20 protein-coding genes and 1 pseudogene are annotated in these 21,709 nt (G+C 66.2%); 8 read left to right on the top strand and 13 right to left on the bottom strand.

Going from position 1 to position 21,709, the window contains the following annotated elements:
• Nucleotides 1–15 precede the first annotated feature (15 nt).
• The 4 genes from EAG14_RS05990 to EAG14_RS05975 all read left to right on the top strand — a co-directional run bounded on the left by EAG14_RS05990 (nucleotide 16) and on the right by EAG14_RS05975 (nucleotide 4,992).
• A complete protein-coding gene (locus EAG14_RS05990; RefSeq protein WP_121728355.1) occupies nucleotides 16–1,326 on the top strand; it encodes an O-acetylhomoserine aminocarboxypropyltransferase in 1,311 nt (436 codons plus the stop codon).
• A 3-nt stretch (nucleotides 1,327–1,329) separates the two neighbouring features.
• Nucleotides 1,330–2,139: an alpha/beta fold hydrolase gene (locus EAG14_RS05985; protein ID WP_121728354.1), complete on the top strand. Its 810-nt coding sequence runs from the start codon at nucleotides 1,330–1,332 to the stop codon at nucleotides 2,137–2,139.
• An 85-nt stretch (nucleotides 2,140–2,224) separates the two neighbouring features.
• On the top strand, nucleotides 2,225–3,262 hold the full coding sequence (locus EAG14_RS05980) for a DUF2157 domain-containing protein (protein WP_121728353.1): 1,038 nt from the start codon (nucleotides 2,225–2,227) through the stop codon (nucleotides 3,260–3,262).
• The gene (locus EAG14_RS05975) at nucleotides 3,259–4,992 is read left to right on the top strand and encodes a GDYXXLXY domain-containing protein (protein ID WP_240456954.1); all 1,734 of its coding nucleotides are present in this window, start codon (nucleotides 3,259–3,261) and stop codon (nucleotides 4,990–4,992) included. The genes EAG14_RS05980 and EAG14_RS05975 overlap by 4 nt, the downstream gene beginning before the upstream one ends.
• Before the next feature lie 393 nt (nucleotides 4,993–5,385).
• Here the strand turns inward: EAG14_RS05975 and EAG14_RS05970 are convergent, their stop codons facing one another.
• The gene (locus EAG14_RS05970) at nucleotides 5,386–6,636 is read right to left on the bottom strand and encodes a YihY family inner membrane protein (RefSeq protein WP_121728351.1); all 1,251 of its coding nucleotides are present in this window, start codon (nucleotides 6,634–6,636) and stop codon (nucleotides 5,386–5,388) included.
• Nucleotides 6,637–6,778: 142 nt separating this feature from the next.
• Between EAG14_RS05970 and EAG14_RS05965 the strand changes: the two are divergent.
• The 3 genes and pseudogenes from EAG14_RS05965 to EAG14_RS05955 all read left to right on the top strand — a co-directional run.
• Nucleotides 6,779–7,222: pseudogene (locus tag EAG14_RS05965) on the top strand (DUF2069 domain-containing protein); the annotation flags it as partial.
• Nucleotides 7,223–7,352: 130 nt separating this feature from the next.
• A complete protein-coding gene (locus EAG14_RS05960; RefSeq protein ID WP_121728350.1) occupies nucleotides 7,353–8,783 on the top strand; it encodes an FAD-binding oxidoreductase in 1,431 nt (476 codons plus the stop codon).
• A 52-nt stretch (nucleotides 8,784–8,835) separates the two neighbouring features.
• Nucleotides 8,836–9,303, top strand: a complete 468-nt coding sequence (locus tag EAG14_RS05955) for a GNAT family N-acetyltransferase (protein WP_099656227.1) — start codon at nucleotides 8,836–8,838, stop codon at nucleotides 9,301–9,303.
• Nucleotides 9,304–9,438: 135 nt separating this feature from the next.
• Here EAG14_RS05955 and EAG14_RS05950 read toward each other — a convergent pair whose 3' ends face one another.
• The gene (locus EAG14_RS05950; RefSeq protein WP_121730329.1) at nucleotides 9,439–9,972 is read right to left on the bottom strand and encodes a GNAT family N-acetyltransferase; all 534 of its coding nucleotides are present in this window, start codon (nucleotides 9,970–9,972) and stop codon (nucleotides 9,439–9,441) included.
• Between the two features lie 181 nt (nucleotides 9,973–10,153).
• Between EAG14_RS05950 and EAG14_RS05945 the strand changes: the two genes are divergently transcribed.
• On the top strand, nucleotides 10,154–10,918 hold the full coding sequence (locus EAG14_RS05945; RefSeq protein WP_121728349.1) for an SDR family oxidoreductase: 765 nt from the start codon (nucleotides 10,154–10,156) through the stop codon (nucleotides 10,916–10,918).
• Nucleotides 10,919–10,983: 65 nt separating this feature from the next.
• Here EAG14_RS05945 and EAG14_RS05940 read toward each other — a convergent pair whose 3' ends face one another.
• The 11 genes from EAG14_RS05940 to EAG14_RS05890 all read right to left on the bottom strand — a co-directional run bounded on the left by EAG14_RS05940 (nucleotide 10,984) and on the right by EAG14_RS05890 (nucleotide 21,586).
• Nucleotides 10,984–11,499, bottom strand: coding sequence for a GNAT family N-acetyltransferase (locus EAG14_RS05940; RefSeq protein WP_121728348.1), 516 nt, complete (start codon nucleotides 11,497–11,499; stop codon nucleotides 10,984–10,986).
• A 96-nt stretch (nucleotides 11,500–11,595) separates the two neighbouring features.
• Complete coding sequence (locus EAG14_RS05935) at nucleotides 11,596–11,865, bottom strand: hypothetical protein (RefSeq protein ID WP_121728347.1); 270 nt, start codon at nucleotides 11,863–11,865, stop codon at nucleotides 11,596–11,598.
• A gap of 252 nt (nucleotides 11,866–12,117) precedes the next feature.
• Nucleotides 12,118–12,675 carry a hypothetical protein gene (locus EAG14_RS05930; RefSeq protein ID WP_121728346.1) on the bottom strand — a complete coding sequence of 186 codons (558 nt, stop codon included), beginning with the start codon at nucleotides 12,673–12,675 and terminating at the stop codon, nucleotides 12,118–12,120.
• A 270-nt stretch (nucleotides 12,676–12,945) separates the two neighbouring features.
• The gene (locus EAG14_RS05925; RefSeq protein WP_162995923.1) at nucleotides 12,946–13,236 is read right to left on the bottom strand and encodes a hypothetical protein; all 291 of its coding nucleotides are present in this window, start codon (nucleotides 13,234–13,236) and stop codon (nucleotides 12,946–12,948) included.
• Nucleotides 13,237–13,270: 34 nt separating this feature from the next.
• The gene (locus tag EAG14_RS05920) at nucleotides 13,271–14,302 is read right to left on the bottom strand and encodes a PfkB family carbohydrate kinase (protein ID WP_240456953.1); all 1,032 of its coding nucleotides are present in this window, start codon (nucleotides 14,300–14,302) and stop codon (nucleotides 13,271–13,273) included.
• 263 nt (nucleotides 14,303–14,565) lie between these two features.
• Complete coding sequence (gene xylB, locus EAG14_RS05915; RefSeq protein ID WP_121728343.1) at nucleotides 14,566–16,083, bottom strand: xylulokinase; 1,518 nt, start codon at nucleotides 16,081–16,083, stop codon at nucleotides 14,566–14,568.
• A gap of 125 nt (nucleotides 16,084–16,208) precedes the next feature.
• Nucleotides 16,209–17,138 (bottom strand): AraC family transcriptional regulator, encoded by a 930-nt coding sequence (locus EAG14_RS05910; protein WP_121728342.1) that lies wholly within the window; start codon nucleotides 17,136–17,138, stop codon nucleotides 16,209–16,211.
• 35 nt (nucleotides 17,139–17,173) lie between these two features.
• A complete protein-coding gene (dalD, locus tag EAG14_RS05905) occupies nucleotides 17,174–18,613 on the bottom strand; it encodes a D-arabinitol 4-dehydrogenase (protein ID WP_121728341.1) in 1,440 nt (479 codons plus the stop codon).
• Nucleotides 18,614–18,673: 60 nt separating this feature from the next.
• A complete protein-coding gene (locus EAG14_RS05900; RefSeq protein ID WP_099741724.1) occupies nucleotides 18,674–19,723 on the bottom strand; it encodes an ABC transporter ATP-binding protein in 1,050 nt (349 codons plus the stop codon).
• Between the two features lie 150 nt (nucleotides 19,724–19,873).
• Nucleotides 19,874–20,713 (bottom strand): carbohydrate ABC transporter permease, encoded by an 840-nt coding sequence (locus tag EAG14_RS05895; protein ID WP_121728340.1) that lies wholly within the window; start codon nucleotides 20,711–20,713, stop codon nucleotides 19,874–19,876.
• Nucleotides 20,714–20,725: 12 nt separating this feature from the next.
• A complete protein-coding gene (locus EAG14_RS05890) occupies nucleotides 20,726–21,586 on the bottom strand; it encodes a carbohydrate ABC transporter permease (RefSeq protein ID WP_099656239.1) in 861 nt (286 codons plus the stop codon).
• Nucleotides 21,587–21,709 lie beyond the last annotated feature (123 nt).

The following is a 21,709-nucleotide window of genomic DNA, read 5'->3' as shown; positions in this document are numbered from 1 at the left end:
CGGAGACAGACACCTATGCCCGGATATTCAGACCCCGGCTTTGACACGCTCGCCTTGCACGCAGGCGCCGTGCCCGACCCCGCCACCGGCGCGCGTGCAGTGCCCATCCACCTGACCACCTCGTTCGTGTTCGAGTCCAGCGAACACGCTGCCTCGCTGTTCAACCTGGAGCGGCCCGGCCATGTGTACAGCCGCATCAGCAACCCCACCAACGCGGTGCTGGAACAGCGTGTGGCCGCTCTGGAAGGCGGCGTGGGCGCCATTGCCGTGGCCAGCGGCCAGGCCGCGCTGCACCTGGCCATTGCCACGCTGATGGGCGCGGGCAGCCACATTGTGGCCAGCACGGCGCTGTACGGCGGCAGCCAAAACCTGCTGCACTACACGCTGAGCCGCTTCGGCATTGAAACCACGTTTGTAAAGCCCGGTGACATCGACGGCTGGCGCGCCGCCGTGCGCCCCAACACCAAACTGTTCTTTGGCGAAACCGTGGGCAACCCTGGCCTGGATGTGCTGGACATCCCCACCATCAGCGCGATGGCGCACGAGGCCGGGGTGCCGCTGCTGGTCGATTCGACCCTCACCTCGCCCTGGCTGATGAAGCCGCTGGAGCATGGGGCCGATCTGGTCTACCACTCGGCCACCAAGTTCCTCTCGGGCCACGGCACCGTGGTGGGCGGCATTGTGGTGGACGGCGGCAGCTTTGACTGGGATGGCGCGCGCGCGGCAGGCCGCTTTGCCGAACTCACGGCCCCCTACGCGGGCTTTCACAACATGGTGTTCACCGAAGAAAGCTCGGTGGGCGCCTTTTTGCTGCGTGCGCGGCGCGAGGGCTTGCGCGACTTTGGCGCCTGCATGAGCCCGCACACGGCCTGGCTCATCCTGCAGGGCATTGAGACCCTGCCCCTGCGCATGGAGCGCCACATGCGCAACACGGCGCGCGTGGTCGAATTCCTGGCCAGCCAGCCCTTCGTCTCGCGCGTGGGCCACCCCATGCTCGCATCGCACCCCAGCCACCAGCTCGCGCAAAAGCTGCTGCCGCGCGGCGCGGGCTCGGTGTTCAGCTTTGACCTCAAGGGCAACCGCGAGCAAGGCAAGAAGTTCATCGAAACCCTCAAGGTCTTCAGCCACCTGGCCAATGTGGGCGACTGCCGCAGCCTGGTCATTCACCCCGCCAGCACCACGCACTTCCGCATGAGCGATGAGGCGCTGGTGCAGGCGGGCATCACGCAGGGCACCATCCGCCTGTCCATTGGTCTGGAAGATGCGGACGACCTCATCGACGACCTCAAGCGCGCACTCAAAGCGGCAGAGAAGGCAGGGGTCTGAGCCATGTACACCACCGTCAACGGACACCGCACCTTCTGCTACACCGGCGGCAAGCCCTTCGATGCTGCCAAGCCCACCGTGGTCATGGTCCACGGCGTGCTCAACGACCACAGCGTGTGGGCCCTGCAAAGCCGCTACCTGGCGCACCACGGCTACAACGTGCTGGCCGTGGACCTGCCAGGCCACTGCAAAAGCGCGGGCGATGCCCCCGCTACGGTAGAGCAGGCGGCCGACTTCATCGTGGCGCTGCTCGATGCCCTGGGCATTGCCCGCGCTGCGCTGGTGGGCCACAGCTGGGGTTCGCTCATTGCGCTGCAGGCCGCAGCCCAGCTGGGCGAACGCGCCACGCACCTGGCCCTGGTGGGCACGGCCTACCCCATGAAGGTCTCGCCCGCGTTACTCGAATCGGCCCTGAGCGAGCCCGAAAAAGCCCTGCACATGGTCAACGTGTTCTCGCGCTGCTCGCTGGCATCGCCCTCGGGCGCCGGGTTCTGGGTGTTTGGCGCTGGCATGGCGCTGGGGCGCAAGGTGCTGCGCAGCAATCCCACCGTCAATGTGTTCCACCGGGGCTTCAACGCCTGCAACACCTACGCCCATGGCGAACAGGCCATGGCGCAAGTCACCTGCCCGGTGCTGTTTGCGCTGGGCGAGCAAGACCAGATGACCCCACCCAAAGCGGCGCAGACCCTGGTGAAGGCCGCCCAGGCCGCAGGCAAAGCGGTGCAGATCCGCCACCTGCCCAGCGGCCACCACCAGATGACCGAAGCCCCTGAGGAGACGCTGGCAGCGCTGCGCGATTTTCTGGCGCAGTAAAGTGCGCACTCACGAGGAATGCAGCGGGCCACAGCCTACCCAGCGCAGGTAGGCACTCCAGGCCCCGTTCCTCGAGGGAGAAAACATGAATCTGCGCACCGCTTGGCTGGCCCTCGTCCAGCACCACGCGCTGGACCGCCCCACCGCGCTCCAGCTCGAATCCCTGGCCCCCTGGCACGAGCCCCCACCCCAGCTGCAGCGCCACCTGTGGCGCACCGTGGCCGTGCTGGCGGCCGCCCTCGGCGGCCTGGGCATCGTGATGTGGATCGCATCGAACTGGGACACGCTGGGCCGCCCCGCCCGCTTTGCCCTGCTGCAAGGCTTTGTGGCCGTGATGTATGCCGGGGCGCTGTGGCGTGCTGCGGCACGGGTGCCGCTGGGCATTCTGGCGCTGCTGGGCACGGGCGCTCTGTTTGCCTACTTCGGGCAAACCTACCAAACCGGGGCCGACCCCTGGCAGCTGTTTACCTGGTGGGCCGTGTTGACGCTGCCCCTGGCCGTAGCCGGGCGCAGCGATGCGCTGTGGGCCCCATGGGTGCTGGTGGCCACCACCGGCATTGCGCTGTGGGCGCAGGCCCACACGGGCCACCGCTGGCGCGTGCTGCCCCAGGACCTGGGCGTGCACCTGCTGGCGCTGTCGGCGGCGCTGGGCGTCACGGCCGCCATGCTGCCCCTGCCCGCCTTGCAGCGCGTGACGGGCGCCGGGCTGTGGTCCTTGCGCACCGCGGGCGCGCTGGCCATCACGCTGGTGACCACCACGGCCCTGCCCGCACTGTTCCACTCGCCGGTGGCGCCGCACTACGCGCTGGGCTTGTTGCTGCTGGCGGGCACTGCGGCCGTCACAGGGCAGCGCCGGTGTTTTGACCTGTTCTTGCTCAGTGCCTCCACGCTGGGGCTGAACGTGCTGCTGGTCACCGGGCTGGCCCGCTTGCTTCTGGAGGGCTCGCGCGGCGATTTGATAGGCGGGCTGCTGATGGTGGGCCTGATGGCCGCAGGTTTGCTGGCAGGCAGCGTGCAGCTGGTGATGCGCATGGCGCGCAATGCCCAGGCCCTGGACCCGCAACCCCAGCCAGCCCACAACAGTGCCGATGCCCACGCAGACGCCACCAAGGACAACGCATGAGCCAGACCGCGATGCCTCATACGGACAACACCCAGGCAAACAACGATTTGCCTGGATCGCCGCTAGAAAAAATGCTGCACAGCGCCCGAGCCCTCGGCCTGTTGCCCGCCAACGCTCAGCCCCCCGCAGACCCCGGCCGCCCCTGGCCCGTGGTGCTGCTGACCCTGCTGGGCGCATGGCTGGCAGCCCTGCCCGTGCTGGCGATTTTTGCGCTGTTTGCCGGCCGCTGGCTGCTGGACGGCGCGGGCACCTACGTGGTGGGCACGCTGGCCCTGGCGGGTGCCGTGGCGCTGCTGCGCGCAAAGGGGCTTGCCCTGTTCCTGGAGCAGATCGCCATCCCTGCGCTGTTCACCGGCGGGTGGCTGCTGGGCTTTGCCCTGGTACGCGATGGGCCTCACTTGCTGGCCGCGGCCACGCTGCTGTTGATCACGCTGGCCGTGGCCGCAGCCGTGCCCCAACACTGGCTGCGCACCCTGCTGGGGGGCGCGGCCGCAGGCCTGTGGGCCTGGACGGTGGGGGGCAGTTGGCACCACCTGCACCGCAGCATCGACGTCACTATTTTGTGGGGGGCCCTGCATGTGGCGCTGCTCACCTGGGTGGGCCTGCTGGCCCTGCAACACCAAGCCCTGGGCCAGCACAACCGGCTGGCCGTGGCGCTGGAGCCCCTGGCCTGTGGCTGGGTGGTGGCGGTGCTGTGCGGGCTGGCCCAACTGTCGGGCATGACGTTCATGCTGGCGGGCGTGCTGGGCGGCAGCGGTGGGCTGTGGGAGCCTGCCAACCACACCACGGGGTCGGGAGCCTCGTCGCTGGTGTCCGTGAACCAGGTGGGTTCTGTGGCGCTGGTGCTGGCGGCAGGCTGGGTGGCGCAGCGGGCCTGGCCTGCGCTGCGCCAGCCCCAGGCGGCTGTGCTGCTGCTGGTGCTGGCCGTGCTGGGCTTTTTCATGCCCACGCTGGGGGCCGCCCTGCTGGCGCTGGCCATCACCGGCACCACGCAGCGCTGGCGCCAGGCCGCTGTGGCCGCGCTGGCTGCGGCGTGGATGGTGGGCAGCTTTTACTACCAACTGGCCTGGCCCCTGGCCACCAAGGCCATGGTGCTGGCGGGCTGCGGCGCCGTGCTGGGGCTGCTGGCCTGGACGGCACTGCACGCAGCGCAACACACCGCCACCGCCCAGCCCGCCCACAGCACCGCGCCCGCAGCCCTGGCTGCTGGTGCTATCGGGGCTATCGGGGCTACACCGCGCATCGCCACCTGGGCCCTGGTGCTGGGCCTGGCCTGCACGCTGCTGGTGGCCAATGTGGGCATTGCGCAAAAGGAGCACACCATTGCCCAGGGCCGCAAGGTGTTTGTGCCCCTGGCCCCGGTAGACCCACGCTCGCTGATGCAGGGCGACTACATGCGGCTGAACTTCCAGCTGCCTGCAGAGCGCCTCACTTACGAGGAACTGGCCTGGGGCCAGCGCCCCCACGCCGTGGGCACGCTGGACGAGCGCGGCGTGGTGCAGTGGCTGCGCATCGACTTGGCCGAAGCACCGCTGCAGGCCGGGGAGATGCGCTTTGCACTGACCCCACGCGACGGGCAGTGGACGCTGGTGACCGATGCCTGGTACTTCCGTGAGGGCGATGCGACCCGGTGGGAAGCCGCGAAGTTTGGAGAGTTTCGCGTAGAGCCCGATGGCAAGGCCCTGCTGGTGGGCTTGGCGGATGCGCAGTTGCGCGGGATTGCCCCCTGACGGAGCAAAGGGTGCAAAGGGGGCAGAGCGCGACGCGAGCGGCTGCCCCGCGCGCCGCAATCTATTTCACACCAAACGCCTGATTAGCAACCTGCCCCAGACCGCTTACCCCCAAGCCGTTCGGGCTGAGCCTGTCGAAGCCAGGGCGCCTTTTGCCAACAGCCCTTCGACAAGCTCAGGGCGAACGGTCTATCCGAGGCAATTAGCCCTGATTGGCGACCTGCCTTAGACGCCTTCTCGTCCCCACCCGTTCGGGCTGAGCCTGTCGAAGCCTTGCACGCACGCGGCAAGCTCTGGCTTCGACGGGCTCAGCCCGAACGGATAGAGTGGTATCTGAGGCAAGTAGCCTTTCAGAAAAAAAGCCTCTAGCGCCTATTTCACAAGCGCTAGCAGCTATTTAATTGATAGCAAATCCTGCAACCGAAGCCGCGCAAATCCAGCGGCATCCCACAGGGGGGCCAGCCGCACGGTCTGGTCCAGCAGCAGGCGTTGCACCAGCGGCTCCAGCGCGGTGCGCTCGGGGTCGGCCAGCAGCACGTAGCGCAGCTCGGGGGCGTCGGACGGGCCCGCCACCGCATCGCTCACCTGGGCAATCCAGTCCAGCGACGTCAAGGTCTCCAGCACAGGCTCCAGCTGCAACGCATCCACGCGCAGCAGTTCGGCCAGTTGCGCTGCCCGCAGGCCTTTGCTGGGCAGCTGACGTGCGCGGTGCAGCTCTTGCAGCACCTCTACCGCCAGCTGAAACCCCCAGCCCGCCACCGTGCCACGCCGCGCCACGCCTGCCAGCAGGCTGGGCAAATACGCCGTGACCACCGCCCCCAACAGCACGATGACCCAGGCCACGTAAATCCACACCAGCAAGATCGGCAGCGTGGCAAACGCACCGTACACCACCGAATAGGTCGGCACCTTGGCCAAGTAGGCGGCCAGCACCTTCTTGGCCAGCTCTATGCACACGGCCACAAACAGGCCGCCCACCCAAGCGTGCTGCCACTTCACCGGCGTGTTGGGCACATAGTGGTAGAGCCCCGCCATGCCCGCCGCCAAGATCAAGAACTGGATCGAATCCACCAGCAGACCCACCCCATCGGGCAGCGTGCGCACCAGCCCGCTGGATGCCGACATGACATACGACGTGAGCGCCAGGCTGCCGCCCAGCAGCAAAGGCCCCAGCGTGATGGCCGCCCAGTAGATCAGCACCCGCTGGCCCAGCGGGCGCAGCCGCCGCACGCGCCAGATGTTGTTGAGCGTGCGGTCGATGGTGAGGATCAGCATGAGCGCTGTGCCCAGCAAGATGCTGAAGCCCAGCGCCCCCAGCCCGCTGGCCTTGGCCGCAAACTGGGTGAGGTAGCCCAGCACCTGGCGCGAGATGCTGTCGGGCACCAGGCTTTCAACCAGCCACTTCTGCACCACGCCCTGCAGCTTGCCAAAGATGGGAAAGGCCGTGAACACCGCCAGTGCCACCGCCAAAAATGGCACCAGCGCCAGCACCGTGGTGAAGGTGAGGCTGCTGGCCGTCAGGCCCAGCTGGTCCTCGCGAAAGCGCTCGCGCAGCGTCTGCGCCGTGGTGCGCCAAGGAAATTTCGACAGATCTTCCAGCAGCATCTCAATGCGCTGGGCCACTGTCTGCAAGGTCAATCGCATGGCCTATATGATCCAAAGCCCGTGATGGGCCCCAAGGGTTAAACGGGCGCCTGGCAGCTGCAGACCCATGGCCTGCAGCTGCCAGGGCAACAGCGCGCATTGTGACCGCTTGCCGCCCCCTGCCCTGCCCGGCCGCCTGCCCATGGCGCCCATCCCCCTGCACCCAACGTTTGCCCATGACCGACACCGCCCACCCCGCCCCGCTCCAAGCCGCCCCCCCGAAGTGGCGGCCACCCGCTGGGTGGCCACCGCCAGCCTCATCGCCCTGATTGCGCTGTGCGTGGCCTGGGAGCTGGTGCTGGCACCGCTGCGCCCCGGCGGCACCTGGCTGGCCATCAAGGCGCTGCCGCTGTGCATCCCGCTGGCAGGCATTCTCAAAAACCGCATGTACACCTACCGCTGGGTCAGCCTGGTGATCTGGCTGTACTTCACCGAAGGCGTGGTGCGCGCCTGGAGCGACAAGGCCCCCGGCAACTGGCTGGCCATGGCCGAGATTGCGCTGTGCCTGGTGCTGTTCACGGCCTGCACACTGCACGTGCGGCTGCGCCAGCGCAATGCGCGTGCGCTGGCCGCCACGCAAGAGCCAACCCTGCCCGCCAAGCCAGCCCACCCTGACACCGCGCAAGCCGACACCTCGCGAACTGACACCCCGCAAAGCGATGCAGCCAGCGCACCCACAGCCCTCACCGAACCTCTCGCGCGAAAGGACTAATGCCATGCCGAACCTGACGACCCCGCTGCTCGATACCCTGCGCTCCATCGTGGGCGATGCCCATGTGCTGACCGAGGGCGACCTCACCGCCTGGGAGCAAGACTGGCGCCGCCGCGTGCGCGGCAAGGCCCTGGCCGTGGTGCGCCCCGCCAGCACGCCCGAGGTGGCTGCCGTGGTCAAGGCCTGCGCCGCCGCGGGCACCGCCATCGTGCCGCAGGGTGGCAACACCGGGCTGGCCGTGGGCTCCACGCCCGACGACACCGGCACGCAGATCGTGCTGAGCCTCACGCGCATGAACGCCGTGCGCGCCGTGGACACCGCCAACCTCACCATGACGGTGGAGGCGGGCTGCATCCTGCAAAACCTGCAAGAGGTGGCGCGCAACGCGGGCCTGCTGTTCCCGCTGTCGCTCGCGGCCGAGGGCAGCTGCACCATTGGCGGCAACCTGGGCACCAACGCGGGCGGCACGCAGGTGGTGCGCTACGGCAACACGCGCGACCTGTGCCTGGGGCTGGAAGTGGTCACCGCGCAGGGCGAGGTGTGGAGCGGCCTCAAGGGCCTGCGCAAGGACAACACCGGCTACGACCTGCGCGACCTGTTCATCGGCAGCGAAGGCACGCTGGGCATCATCACCGCCGCCAGCATGAAGCTCTACCCCCAGCCCGCCGCCAAGCTCACCGCCTGGGCCGCAGTGCCTTCCATCGAGCACGCCGTGCAGCTGCTGGGCATGGCCCACAAACAGCTGGGCGCGGGCCTCACGGGCTTTGAGGTGATGGGCCAGTTTGCACTGAGCCTGGTGGGCAAGCACATGCCCCAGCTGCGCGTGCCTTTCTTGGGCCAAGACGACGCCCCCTGGTGTGTGCTGCTCGAAAACTCCGACAGCGAATCCGAAGAGCACGCCCGCGCGCGGTTTGAAGCCTTGCTCGAATCCGCCTTTGAAGCCGGCTGCGTGACCGACGCCGTGGTGGCCGAGAACCTCACCCAGGCGCACCAGCTCTGGCACATCCGCGAGAGCATTCCGCTGGCCCAGGCCGAAGAGGGCCTGAACATCAAGAACGACATCTCCATCCCCATCTCGCGCATCCCCGCGTTTGTGGCACACACCGACGCGCTGCTGCAAAGCCAGATCCCTGGCGTGCGCCTGGTCAACTTTGGCCACCTGGGCGACGGCAACCTGCACTACAACGTGCAAGCACCGGCCGAGGGCGATGCCAAGGCCTTCCTGCGCGACTACGAGGCGCAGGTCAACCACTTGGTCTACGAAGCCGTGGCCGAGTTCGGCGGCTCGTTCTCTGCTGAGCACGGCATCGGCGCGCTGAAGGCAGACAAGCTGGAGAAGTACCAATCGCCCGTGGCCCTGTCGATGATGCGCGCCATCAAGCAGGCGCTAGACCCGCAGGGTCTGATGAACCCCGGGCGGGTGCTGAAGGCCTGAACGGCCACCACCATGCAGCGCTGGCAATGACACCCACATCCCAAGGTTGCCCATGACCTCATCCGTTTCAGTGCGCCCCGCCCAGCCACACGATTACGCCGCATGGCGCCCGCTTTGGGATGGCTACAACGCCTTCTACGGCCGCTTTGGCGCCACCGCGCTGCCCGAGCACATCACGCAGACCACCTGGCAACGTTTGCATGACGCGGCCGAGCCCATGCTCTGCCTGGTCGCGCAGGACGATGCCAGCGGCGACCTGCTGGGCCTGGCGCACTGCGTGTTCCACCGCAGCATGACGCGCATCGAGCCTGTGTGCTACCTCAGCGACCTGTTCACCCGCGAAGCCGCCCGGGGCCGGGGCGTGGGGCGGGCGCTCATTGAAGGGGTGTATGCCGCCGCCCGCACAGCCCGGTCGCAGCGGGTGTACTGGCAAACCCAAGCCACCAACGCCGCTGGACGCCAGCTGTACGACAAGCTGGCCAAGCACCAAGGCTTCATCGTGTATGCGCACGAGCTTTGAGCGCACCAAACGCTACAAAAACAATAGCTTCTAGCGCTTATAGATAAAGCGCTAGAGGCATTTTTTAATTGAAATCTCCTTGTGTGCAGGCAGGCATTGCACACGCAACCCGCAGCGCCGCGTTGTGGGCCCCGTTCAAAGCCGCTTGCACATGGGCTGCGCCTGCAACCCCGCCCAGGCCTGCACAGCGCCTGCAGGCTCGTAGCCATGGCACCGGTAAAAAGCCTCTGCCGTGCGCGTGCTCTCCAGCACCAACGCAGCGATGCCCGCCTGCCGCGCACCCGCTTCTGCCGCCAGCAGCAAAGCCCGGCCTACGCCCTGGTGCAATGCCTGCGGCACCACATAGCACAGGGCCAGTTTGTCTTGCGTGAGCAGCGCAAAGCCCACCATCGTTGAGCCCGCCTCTGCGCCCCGATCAGCACCACGGTCAGCACCCAAGCCAACGCCCCAATAGGCTCCCCAGGCCATCGCGTGCGGCGCAGCCATCCATGCGGCAAGGTGATCTGCCGTTTTGTTGGCCAGCCAAGCGGCCAGCACGGCCGGGTCGTGGCGATGGTCCAGAGCACAGCAGTGGGTGATGGACTGGCGAACCACTTCGCAGGCCTGCGCGGCCTGCGTGGCTTGGGCGCGGCGCACCGCTGTGGGGGGCAGAAAAGGCGTGTCTGGCATGGCCCGCATTTCAACACGCCCGCCCACGGCCCCGGCACAGCAGACCGGTGCGCAGTGCGCCCTAACACCTCATCGCACGGCATTGCATGTCCGTTTCCAGCGCGACGGCAGCGTCCGCTTTGCACAAACTGGGCGCCTGATTTCAACGCAACCGCAAAGCAACGATTGAGAAGGACAACCTATGAATGCATTGACCGGCAAAGTGGCCATCGTGACGGGCGCCAGCTCAGGCATTGGGCGCGCAGCGGCCCTGCTGTTTGCACAAAACGGCGCACGCGTCGTGGTGGGCGCGCGGCGCCAGGCCGAGCTGGACAGCTTGGTCGCACAGATCCGCGCAGCAGGCGGAGAGGCACACAGCGTGGCGGGTGACGTGCGCGATGAAGCCTATGCACAGCGCCTGGTACAGCGAGCGGTAGAGCACTTTGGGGGGCTGGACGTGGCGTTCAACAACGCGGGCATCATCGGCGAGAGCGGCCCCACGCCCGGTATCTCGGCCGCAGGCTGGCAAGAGGCCATCGACACCAACCTGACCAGCGCTTTCTACGGCGCCAAGCACCAGATCCCCGCCATGCTGGCGCGGGGCGGTGGCTCCATCCTTTTCACATCCACCTTTGTGGGACACACCGTGGGCTTTCCTGGCGTAGCGGCTTACGCCGCCAGCAAGGCAGGCCTGATCGGCCTGACCCAGGCCCTGGCCGCAGAGTGCGGCCCCCACGGCGTGCGCGTGAACGCCCTGCTGCCCGGCGGCACCCTCACCCCCATGGCCCACGCCATGAACGGCACCCCCGAGGCCTTGGCCCAAGTCGCCAGCTTGCACGCCTTGAAGCGCCTGGCCCAGCCCGAAGAACTCGCCCAGGCCGCGCTGTACCTGGCGTCAGATGCATCGTCCTTCATGACCGGCACGGCCATGCTGGTGGATGGAGGGGTGTCGATCAACAGGACTTGAGAGGCGTGCAGGAAACATCTGCACAACGCAGGCGAGGCACGTACCGGGGCTGTTCGCAGGTCTGGCTAGCAGCGCGCGGCGGTGGCATTGACAGCCCACCGCTCATGATCGCGCCAACGTCCGCCAATCTTGAGGTAATGGGCTGAGAACCCCTCTTTGCGAAATCCACAGGCCTCCACCAATGCCAACGAGGCCTGGTTTGCAGGCTGAATATTCGCCTCCAGCCGATGCAGTTTGAGAACGCCAAACGCCTGCTTGACCACCGCCTGCAGCCCCTCGCGCATCAACCCTTGGCGCTCATAGCCCGCGAATGCGTAGTACCCCAAGTACGCACTCTGAAAGCAACCTCGAACGATGTTGGTGACGTTGATGACGCCCACCATCTCGTCCGTAGCGCGCAGACAAACCAGATACCCCTGGTTGGCTGGAAGCGCCATGGCATCGAGATACTGCCCAAACGCATCGGGCGTGCTGGGTGGCGAGACCCAAGGGCGATGGAGTGGCTTGCTCTGCCGTACGGATTGAAGAAAGGCGGGCTCGTCCGCAGCAACAGGTGAGCGGAGGTCAATGCGAGGTTTCATGGAATGGAGCAGAGATCAGCCGCAAGCAGGGGCAGCGAGGCAAATTACCAGTGGATGAACAACGGGGTACGCATTCAAGGAGCCCGTTCACACGCGTCAGGCCAACGATGCAACCCCAGCGGCAGCCAGGCCCAACAGCACGTAAAACGCCAGCCCAGCCAACTGCATACCGCTCCAGGTGAAAACCCGCTGGCCATCGCGCGAGAACGAGAGCGCGCCCGCAGGCCCATGCATGCGGCCCTCTGCGCCACTCAGCGACTCACCGCGCCAGCGGCCCAGGCTGACGCATTGGACGAACAGTTTTCCTGAGAGGACAAGAGCAAGCTCCATCGCACCCCACGCAAGCGCAGCAAGAAGTTCGAGCATTTCAGTCTCCCGGCACAAGAACGGGACACAGGATACATCCCGAATGAGAGAAGGAGGTCTGCAGCTCCACTTCCGCATTGGCAGAAAACCTGTGAAAGGCTTGCCCTAACACCGGACCAGCCGTACAGATCGATGGATGGGCTTCGATCAATAAAGCGTGAAGCTACCGACGGGACCAAGCAACGCGCCTAGCCCTGGCCCCCGCGCCACAAACACCGTAGCGGCGCGGCCTTTGAGACTGTTCCACCTGACCTATCTGCGACCACCAAGGATGTAGATGGGCACGTAAATGGCAGGGCTTACACACGCACTGGACACCGGCATCGCCCGCGTTTCTGCGCGCCGCACCTCGCCCGTCACGTTCGGATAGTGGGTCCGAAGGTAACGTGTCGCAGCGGCGATGTCGTCGCGGTACTGCACACCGATCTGAGCCCCCGATGGGGTGTATTCAATATCGCCAAGATAGACCACCGAGGCTTGCGGAACTTTGAGCACCAGTGCCTTCGCGCCGTTGCAGGGGGCATAGGGTTTCGCAAACGCTCCGGCGCGTGTATCGGCGATCATGGTCAGTCCGATCAACTGTTCAGACTTCACTTTGGCGACGAGATAGCCGTCGGTAGGGATGCCATTGATCACGGCATTCGACCAGCTGCTCTTGACGAATCTGCCTTGTTCCTCGGAACCAGGAAAAAACAGCACTTTGTAATGCGCCGGTTTGATACCAAGCACAACGACGGTTTCATCGGCTGCAGGCGCCTCCGCTCCCGCCTGCAAAACGGCAGAAGTACCGCAGGCCGACAACAGCGCCATGGATGCGCAAACGATGAGAGCTTGTATACGGTTCAAAAAATCTCCGAAAGTCTTTACAAAGATGTTGCCAACATCTCCGGTTGCTGGCCCGATCCGATGACCTGCGGCAAAACCAGCACCGTCTCAGGCAGACGCTTTGAATCAGCTAGGCGCGACACACACGACGCAATTCCGACAGCCCAAAACGTCGAGATGGTCAAAGCACGGCCCTTCGCAAGCGAAGCACACCATGCGGCGGTACGTATGGGTGATGTTTGCGCTACTAAACGGTCACTGTTTTTTGAACGACGACCACGCCCACCAGACGACCCAACCCAGCACCAAACCACCCACAGCGGCGCCAACGAATGAGCCGATGACTTCAGGGGTAGCAAGCTCCTTGCGGTTCACAAAATTATTGATGCGGACCACAAGACTGATGACAGTGGCAACCAGCAAGAATTTCCAACGAGCTTGACGCGCCGACTCTCTGACAACCATAGAACCTCTGTTGAATGAAGAAATCGGCGGCATGTTATCGATGGATGCTGTGCAAAGCTGATTCCATTTGTACGCAACCAATGCCCCCTCCAGAGACTCGTTTACCAGCGAGCGATCATGCCGTCTGCGCCGGATGCTTTTGCGCCCAATCCACCGCAGCCTCCCACCCCGGCGGCACACACCCCTGCTCCATCACGCACAGGCTGGCGCTGGCCAGGGCGTGGCGCAGGGCCTGTTGGCAGGCGGTGTCTGAAAGCGCCGCCAGACACTGCGCAAACGAGCCAGTCCCCGCTGCTTGAGACTGGCGCAGCAGGTGGGCCAACAGGCCTGCCAAAAAGCTGTCGCCCGCGCCCACGGTGTCGGCCACGGGCAAGGGCTGGGCCTCTTGGGCAAAGCACTGGGTGCCGTTGCGGTGCAGCAGCCATGCGCCGTTGGCACCGAGTGTGAGGGCCAGCAGGTGGGCTTGGGGGTTGGCGGCTAGCAGGTGACAGGCGCGGGCCAGGGCGTCGGCGCCGGGCACGGCGAGGTGGTCCAGGTCTTCGTCGCTGGCCTTGATGAGGTGGGCGTGCGCCAGGGCGGCGTGCACGGTGCTGCGGTAGGCAGCCAGGTCGGGCATGACGGAGGGGCGCAGGTTGGCATCGACCACCACGCAGTGGCCTGCGGTGCGCTGGGCGGCCAGCCAGGGCAGGTAGGTGGCGGCGTCGCGGGCATCGAGCGCCAGGGCGCCGGTGCAGACCACCTGCAAAGCGGGCAAGGCGGTGCAGGCTTCACCCAGGCCGTGCGCCGACACGGCTCGGTCGGCCACGCCTTCGCGGTAGAAGGCGTAGTCGGGGTGGCCGTGGGCGTTGAGGTTGACGACGGCCAGCGAGGTGACTTGCTGCACCGGATCGGGCTGCGCCAGGTGCACGCCATCGGCCACCAACTGGGCGTCCAGCTCGCGGCCAAAGCGGTCTCGGGACAAGGGGTTGAGGTACTGCGTGCCCACGCCCTGGCGGGCCAGTGCGCGGCACAGGTTGTAGAGCGCACCGCCCAGGCACGGCAGGTAGCTGCCGTCAGGGCGGCGGATCAGGTCGATGAGGGCTTCGCCCGCGATGGCGGCCTGGATGGAGGTTGCGGCGGGCATTGGAGAGAGATCAACAGCGTTCATGGGAATCGGTGGTGGGGTGGTTCAGGCACACATCCCGTTCACCCAGAGCTTGTCGAAGGGCCTGCATGGCACACGCCCTGGCTTCGACAGGCTCAGCCTGAACGGTGGTGGTGGCTTGGATACAAAACGGCCTGTAGACCAGATAAATTAAGCGCTGGAAGCTATGGTTTTTGATGATTCTGTGCCCAGGTTTCGACAGGCTCCGCCCGAACGGCGGGAGGAATTCACGGTGGGATTGCATGGGCAGCAATGCGCTACGGCCGTCAGAACTGCGCTTGCAGCGCCGGGTACAGCGCCACATAGCGGGCATAGCGCTCGGCCAGCAGGGCTTGCTGGGCGGGCTGCGGATCGAAGGTGGCATCGGCCACCAGGGGTTGGCACCAATGGGCTTCGTCGCCACCGCAGGCCATGGCGGCCAGGCGGGCTGCGCCCAGCGCGGCGGCAGCGTGGGCGCCCTCGGGGCGCTGCAGTGGGGTGCCCAGGGCGCTGGCCAGCAGCTGGGCCCAGGGGTTGCTACGGGCGCCACCGCCGACCAGGGCCAAGGGGCTGGAGTGGATTTCAGTGGTGGAACGGGGACGGGCTTCCACAGGCTCAGCCTGAACGGCTGGGGTGGAACCCGCAGCGCGCATGGCGTTGAGGCCGTCGAGCAAACCAAAACCCACGCCCTCCATCACGGCATAGGCCAGGTCAGCAGCGTCGTGCTCGGCCCGCAAGCCCATGAAGACGCCGGTGGCAGCGGCGTTGTTGTGCGGGGTGCGTTCACCACTCAGGTAAGGCAAAAACAGCGGGGCCTGGGCCTGACGCGCGCAGGGCAATGCGCCGACTGCGGCAGACAGCTGGGCCTCGTCGCCCCGGCCGGTCAAGCGGGTGACCCAGCCAAAGGCGCTGGCCGCGCTGAGCATGACGGACATGTGGTGCCAGCGCTGGGGCAGCGCGTGGGCAAAGGCGTGCACGGCGCGCTCGGTGGCGGGGGCAAAGGCATCGGTCACCCGAAACACCACGCCCGACGTACCCAGCGACACAAAGCCCTGCCCCGCAGTGCGCGCCCCCACGCCCACGGCGCTGGCGGCGTTGTCGCCCGCGCCTGCAGCCACGACCACGCCTTCGCCCAGCCCCCAGCGGCGGGCTACGTCACCCAGCAGCGTACCGGTGGGGGCATTGCCCTCAGCCAGGGCGGGCATGTGCGAGGCATCCAGCCCGCAGGCCTGCAGCATGGCCGGGCTCCAGGCGCGGCCCTGCACGTCCAACCACAGGGTGCCTGATGCATCGGACATATCGCTCACCGCCGTGCCGGTGAGCTGCAGCCGCAGCCAGTCTTTGGGCAGCAGCACGGTGCGGATTTGAGCGAAGACTGCGGGCTCATGCGTGCGCAGCCACAGCAGCTTGGGGGCGGTGAAGCCGGGCATGGCGAGGTTGCCGGTGATCTGGCGCGCAGTGGGCACGGCCTGTTCGAGCGCAGCGCACTCGGCGCTGGCGCGGCCATCGTTCCACAGAATGGCGGGGCGCAGCACCTGGCCCTGCGGCCCCAGCACCACCGCGCCGTGCATGTGGCCCGACAAGCCGATGCCACGCACCTGGGCCCAGGCGGTGGGCACCTGCGCGCGCAGCTGAGCCACAGCGGCTTCGACGGCGGCCAGCCAGTCAGCGGGGTGCTGCTCACTCCAGGTGGGCTGGGGGCGGTACTGGGGTACGGCGGCATCGGCCGTGGCGATGACGGTGTGTGCTGCGTCCAGCAGCAAGAGCTTGACGCCGGAGGTGCCTAAGTCGATTCCGAGGTACATGGGGTGGTGATGCTATGGGTCAGCCAAGGAAGGCAAGGACGGTGTAAGTGCGAGTGCGGTGGGCTGGCTTCGACAGGCTCAGCCCGAACGGTTGGGGGAAAGCTGGGAGCACAGGTTCTCAGACATCACCCCTTGCCAAACCGGCCCACGCCCTGCTTGCGGTATTCACTGGGCGTCATGCCCTTGATGTCCAGAAAGCGGCGGTTGAAGTTGGCCATGTTGTTGAAGCCCACGTCATAAGCAATGTGGGTGATGTAGCGGTCGGTCTCCATCAGCAGTTGGCAGGCGCGGTTCACGCGCACCAGGTTCACAAAATCAGTAAACGTGTTGCCCGTGGCGCGGCGAAAGAAGCGGGAGAAGCGGCTCTCGGTCATGTCCAGCTCTTGCGCCAGATCGGCAGCCGACAGCGGCTCAGCCAGGTGGTCGGTGATGCGGCTGACGATGGCGTTGATCTGTGCGAGTTGGGTGTCGCTGTCTTCGCTTTGCAGCTGGGCGCTGGAGAGCAGGCGATAGTCCGTGCAGCGGGCCAGCTCGCCCATCCATTCGCAAAACGCCGCAAAGCGCGCCAGCCCCTGGGTGGACTTGATGCGCCGCCAGTGCTCCGTGGCCTGGGCCTGCTGGCCAAAAAACTCGATGCCGTGGCGGGCGCGCTCCAGCAAGGGCAGCACTTCGCGCAGCTCAGGAATGCCCTCGCTGGCATCGACCAGTGGCTGGTGCGGGAACTGCACCACCAAGTCGCGCTCGGGGTAGCCCGCCTCGGGCACGTCCATGCTGATCCAGTTGTGCGGCAGGCGCGGCCCTGTCAACACCAGCTGGCCGGGGGCGAACTGGCCAATCCAGTCGCCCACAAACAATTTGCCCGACGAGGCCGTGATGAGGTGCAGCTCGTACTCGTCGTGGTAATGCCAGCGCGCCAGCGGGGTCGGAAAGCCGTGCGACAGGCAGCGGATAAAGCCCGCGGTCTCAGGCGGCTCGTAGCCGAGCTCGGGTGAGCGGGAGTAGGCATGCTCCAGCTCGGGCTTGGTCTGGCGCGGCAGTGCATGAAGCGAGGACATGGCGTTTGGAATGCAGAGTCGGGTGAGGTGACGGCTTATTGTGCGGCGGTGCTGCTGCCCTGCCCCACCGTGCGCGGGTGCCGGGCCACAAACGCGGCCACCTGGGCGCTGGCCGTGCGCAGGGCCTGCACCAAGCGCGGATCGCCCGCCAGCTCGCCCCACAGCACCTTGTCGGCAGCAAACGCAGCCACAGGGTCAGCGGCTTCGCAGATGGCATGGGCGGCGGCTGGGTCCATGGCCTGGTCTTGGTAGGTGTAGGGGATGTGCCCCGCGTGCCAGCGCTGCAGATAGGCCAGGAACAGCGCAGGCAGCACGGCCACGGCGGCAATGCCCTCGCCCCGGGCCAGGCGTTCGCGCACCGTGGGCGCGATGAAGCCGGGGATCTTGCTGTAGCCATCCATGGCCACGCGCTGGTTGGTGTCCTCAATGGCGGGGTTGCCAAAGCGCTCCAGCACCACGTCGCGGTAAGCGGCCAGATCAATGGGGCTGGGTTGCAGCACGGGGATGGTGTCTTGCGTCACGTAGTCAAACGCCAGCTGACGGATGGCGGCGTCGTGCGTGCCTTCGTGGATGAAGCGGTAGCCCACCAAGGTGCCCGCCCAGGCAATGCAGCTGTGCGTGGCGTTGAGCAGGCGGATCTTGGCCTCTTCGTACGGCGCAACGGACTCGACCAGCTCCACGCCCACGCGCTCCCATGCGGGGCGGCCATTGGCAAAGCGGTCTTCAATGACCCACTGGATAAAGCTCTCGCCCATCAGCGCAGCGGGGTCGGCGCGGCCGGTGGCCGCTTGCACGCGCGCCGCCACATCGGGGGTGGGCCGGGGGGTGATGCGGTCCACCATGGCGTTGGGGCTGGTGGTATGGGCTTCGATCCAGGCGGCCAGCTCTGCATCGCCCAGGGCCTGCACAAACTGCAGCAGGCCGCTGCGCGAGCGGTCGCCGTTGTGGCGCAGGTTGTCGCAGTTGAGCAGCGTGACGGCCCCTGCCCCGGCCTGCCTGCGCGCGCGCAGCAGGGTCGTGAGGGCACCATAGATGGTGCTGCCCGCGCGGCCTTCCCGCAGGGCTTGCAGGTCGGCCTGCAGATCGGGCGCGCTGGCCCAGTCGAGTTGGTGGCGGCTGTCGAGGTAGTAGCCCGCCTCGGTGACGGTGAAGGAAATGATGCAGGTGCTGGGCTGCGCGGCAATGGCGATGAGCCCCGCCAGATCGGGCGTGTAGGGCACCACGGTGCGGATGGACTCGACCCAGGTGTAGCTGCGCTCGCCCTGGGCGGTCACCGTCTCCAGCGTGTAGGCGCCGCCTTGGGCTTGAAGGGCGGCAATGGTGTCTTGCATGTCGGGGCGCAGGTTGCCGCCGGCCAGCACCCAGCGGGTGTCACCCAGCTGGTGCAACTGGTGCAGGTACAGCGCCTGGTGCGCGCGGTGGAAAGAGCCCAGCCCCAAGTGCAGGATGGTGAGCGTGTCTTGTGCGGTGGTCATGGAATGCGGCGTCTGAAATGCGAAATCGGGGTTGCAAACGAATGGGGAATCAGCGGGCAGTCAACGGGAATTGGCCTGGGCCAGCACCACACGGCCTGCGCTGTCAAACCAGTGGGCCTGCTCGGTGGCCACGTTGAGCGACACGGCATCGCCCGGCAGCAGCAGCGTGCGTTCATTGAGGCGGGCCACCAGTTGCGCGCCCTCGGCGGTGCGCACATACAGCAGCGTCTCAGCCCCCAGGGCTTCGACCAGCTCGACCTGGCCGGTGATGGCGCCCTGCCCTTTGGGCTGCACCGTCACGGCCTCGGGCCGCAGGCCGATGGAGCCCCCCGCTGCCGCGCCAGGCGCCAGTTGCTGCACCGCCGCAGGCAATTGCGCCAGGGGCACAACGTTCATCTGCGGGGTGCCGATGAACTGCGCCACGAACTGGTTGGCGGGGCGGTCGTACAGCTCCAGCGGCGTGCCCACTTGCTCGATCTGGCCGTCGCGCAGCACCACCACTTTGTCGGCCAGCGTCATGGCCTCGACTTGGTCGTGCGTGACGTAGATGGTGGTGGCGCCCAGGTCGCGGTGCAGCTTGGCAATCTCCACACGGGTCTGGCCACGCAGGGCGGCGTCGAGGTTGGACAAGGGCTCGTCAAACAAAAACACCTTGGGCGCGCGCACGATGGCGCGGCCAATGGCCACACGCTGGCGCTGGCCGCCCGACAGCTCCTTGGGCGTGCGCTGCAGGTACTGCGTGAGGTTGAGGATGCGCGCCGCGTTCTGCACTTTCTCGTCGACGACCTGCTTGTCCACCTTGGCGAGCTTGAGCGCAAAGCTCATGTTTTCGTACACGCTCATGTGCGGGTACAGCGCGTAGCTCTGGAACACCATGGCCAGGTCGCGCTTGCTCGATGGCTGGTCGGTGATGTCGCGGCCGTCGAGCATCAGCGTGCCACCGTCGATGGCTTCGAGCCCCGCGATCAGCCGCAGCAGCGTTGACTTGCCGCAGCCCGAGGGGCCGACGAAGACGATGAACTCGCCCTGGTTGATGGTGAGGTCAATGCCCTTGATGGCACGGTGCTCGCCAAAGAATTTTTCGATGCCGCGCAGTTGAAGGTAGGCCACTCTAGTGCTCCGAATAACAGGTTGATTCCGATCCGCCAGCAGCGGTGGTTTGAACAGGGGCGCAAGGCGCGGTAGCCGCGCAACCGGCTTTGCCGGGCCGCTGGCTGCGCCCCCTGCAGGGGGAGGCGCCGAAGGCGCTTCGGGGGGGAGTCATTTCACAGCACCGAAGGTCAGGCCCTGCACGAGCTGCTTCTGGCTGAACCAGCCAAACACCACGATGGGCGCAATCGCCATGAGCGACGCGGCAGACAACTTGGCCCAGAACAGGCCCTCGGGGCTGGAGTACGACGCGATCAGCGTGGCCAGCGTGCCCGCCTTGGCGGCGCTGAGGTTCAGGCTCCAGAAGGCCTCGTTCCACGACAGCACCAGGCACAAGAGGCCGGTGGATGCGAGGCCCCCCATGCCCAGCGGCAGCAGCACCAGGCGCACCTCTTGCCACAGCGTGGCGCCGTCCATGCGGGCGGCCTCCAGGATCTCGCGTGGGATGTCCTTGAAGTGCGAATACAGCATCCAGACCATGATGGGCAGGTTGGACAGCGCGAACACGATGATCAGCGCGAGCTGCGTGTCGAGCAGGTGGCTCTTTTGCGCCAGCACGTAGATGGGCACCAGCGCGCCCACGGCGGGCATCATCTTGGTCGAGAGCATCCACATCAAAATGTCCTTGGTGTACTTGCCCTTGAAGAACGCCATGGCATAGGCCGCGGGCGCTGCCAGCATCAGCCCCACCAGGGTGGACAGCACGCTGGTGATGACCGAGTTCTTGGCGTACAGCAGGTAGTCGCTGCGCTCTTGCACTTCGTGGAAGTTTTCGAGCGTGGGCGTGAACAGGATTTGCGGGGGCACTGCAATGGCCTGCAGCTCGGTCTTGAAGGCGGTGAGGAACAGCCAGGCCAGCGGAAACACCAGCAGCAAGGCCACGGCCCAGGCCACGGCAGTGCGCAGGGCCAAAAGGCCGAGCGGGAATTTGGAACGGCGGCGAGCAGTCATGGGCGTTCTTTCTTATTTGTCCAGGTTCTTGCCAACCATGCGGATCAGGAACACAGCCGCGATGTTGGCCAGCACCACCGCAAACAGCGCCCCGGCCGAGGCCACGCCCGCATCAAAGTTGAGCAGCGCCTGCTTGAAGATGAGGAAGGTGACGTTGGTGCTCGCATCACCCGGGCCACCGCCTGTGGTGGTGTAGATCTCGGCAAAGATGCTGAGCAGAAAGATCAGCTCAATCATCACAACCACCGCCACCGAGCGCCCCAGGTGCGGCAGGTACAGGTAGCGCAGCTGCTGCAGGTAGGTGGCGCCATCCATGCGGGCGGCTTCGAGCTGCTCGTGGTTCATGCTTTGCAGCGCGGTCATGAAGATGAGCGTGGCAAACGGCAGCCATTGCCACGACACCATGACGATGACGGAGAACAGCGGAAAGTCGGTGAGCCAATCCACCGGCTGCGCGCCAAAGAACATCCACACCTGCGCCAGCACGCCGTAGATGGGGTTCATCATCATGTTCTTCCACATCAGCGCGTTCACGGTGGGCATGACGAAGAACGGCGAAATCAGCAACACCCGCACAATGCCGCGCCCCGGAAACGGGTCGTTGATGAGCAGCGCAATCGCAATGCCCACCACCACCGTGATCAGGATCACGCTGCCCAGCAGCCACACGGTGTTGAGCACGGCGGTGCCAAACGACGGGTCGGTGACGAAGTACTCGAAATTCTCCAGCCCCGCAAAGCCCGACTGGTCGGGCTGCATGAGGTTGTAGCGGATGAGCGAGAAGTAGATCGTCATCACCAGCGGCACGATCATCCACAGGAAGAGCGTGGCCATGGCTGGCGTGAGCAGCAGGCGGGGGAGCAGGCGGTTCATGGGAGGTCCGAAATGGCGCGAATAAGGGGCGAGCGATCAGCACGCCAAGGTCTGACAAAACCAACGACACCCCAAACCGTTCGGGCTGAGCCTGTCGAAGCCAGGGCACTCTGGCACACAGCC

Source organism: Acidovorax sp. 1608163, from assembly GCF_003669015.1.
Taxonomy (GTDB): domain Bacteria; phylum Pseudomonadota; class Gammaproteobacteria; order Burkholderiales; family Burkholderiaceae_C; genus Acidovorax.
Note: the sequence above shows the minus strand (reverse complement) of the source record. Positions and strands in the feature narration are given on the sequence as shown.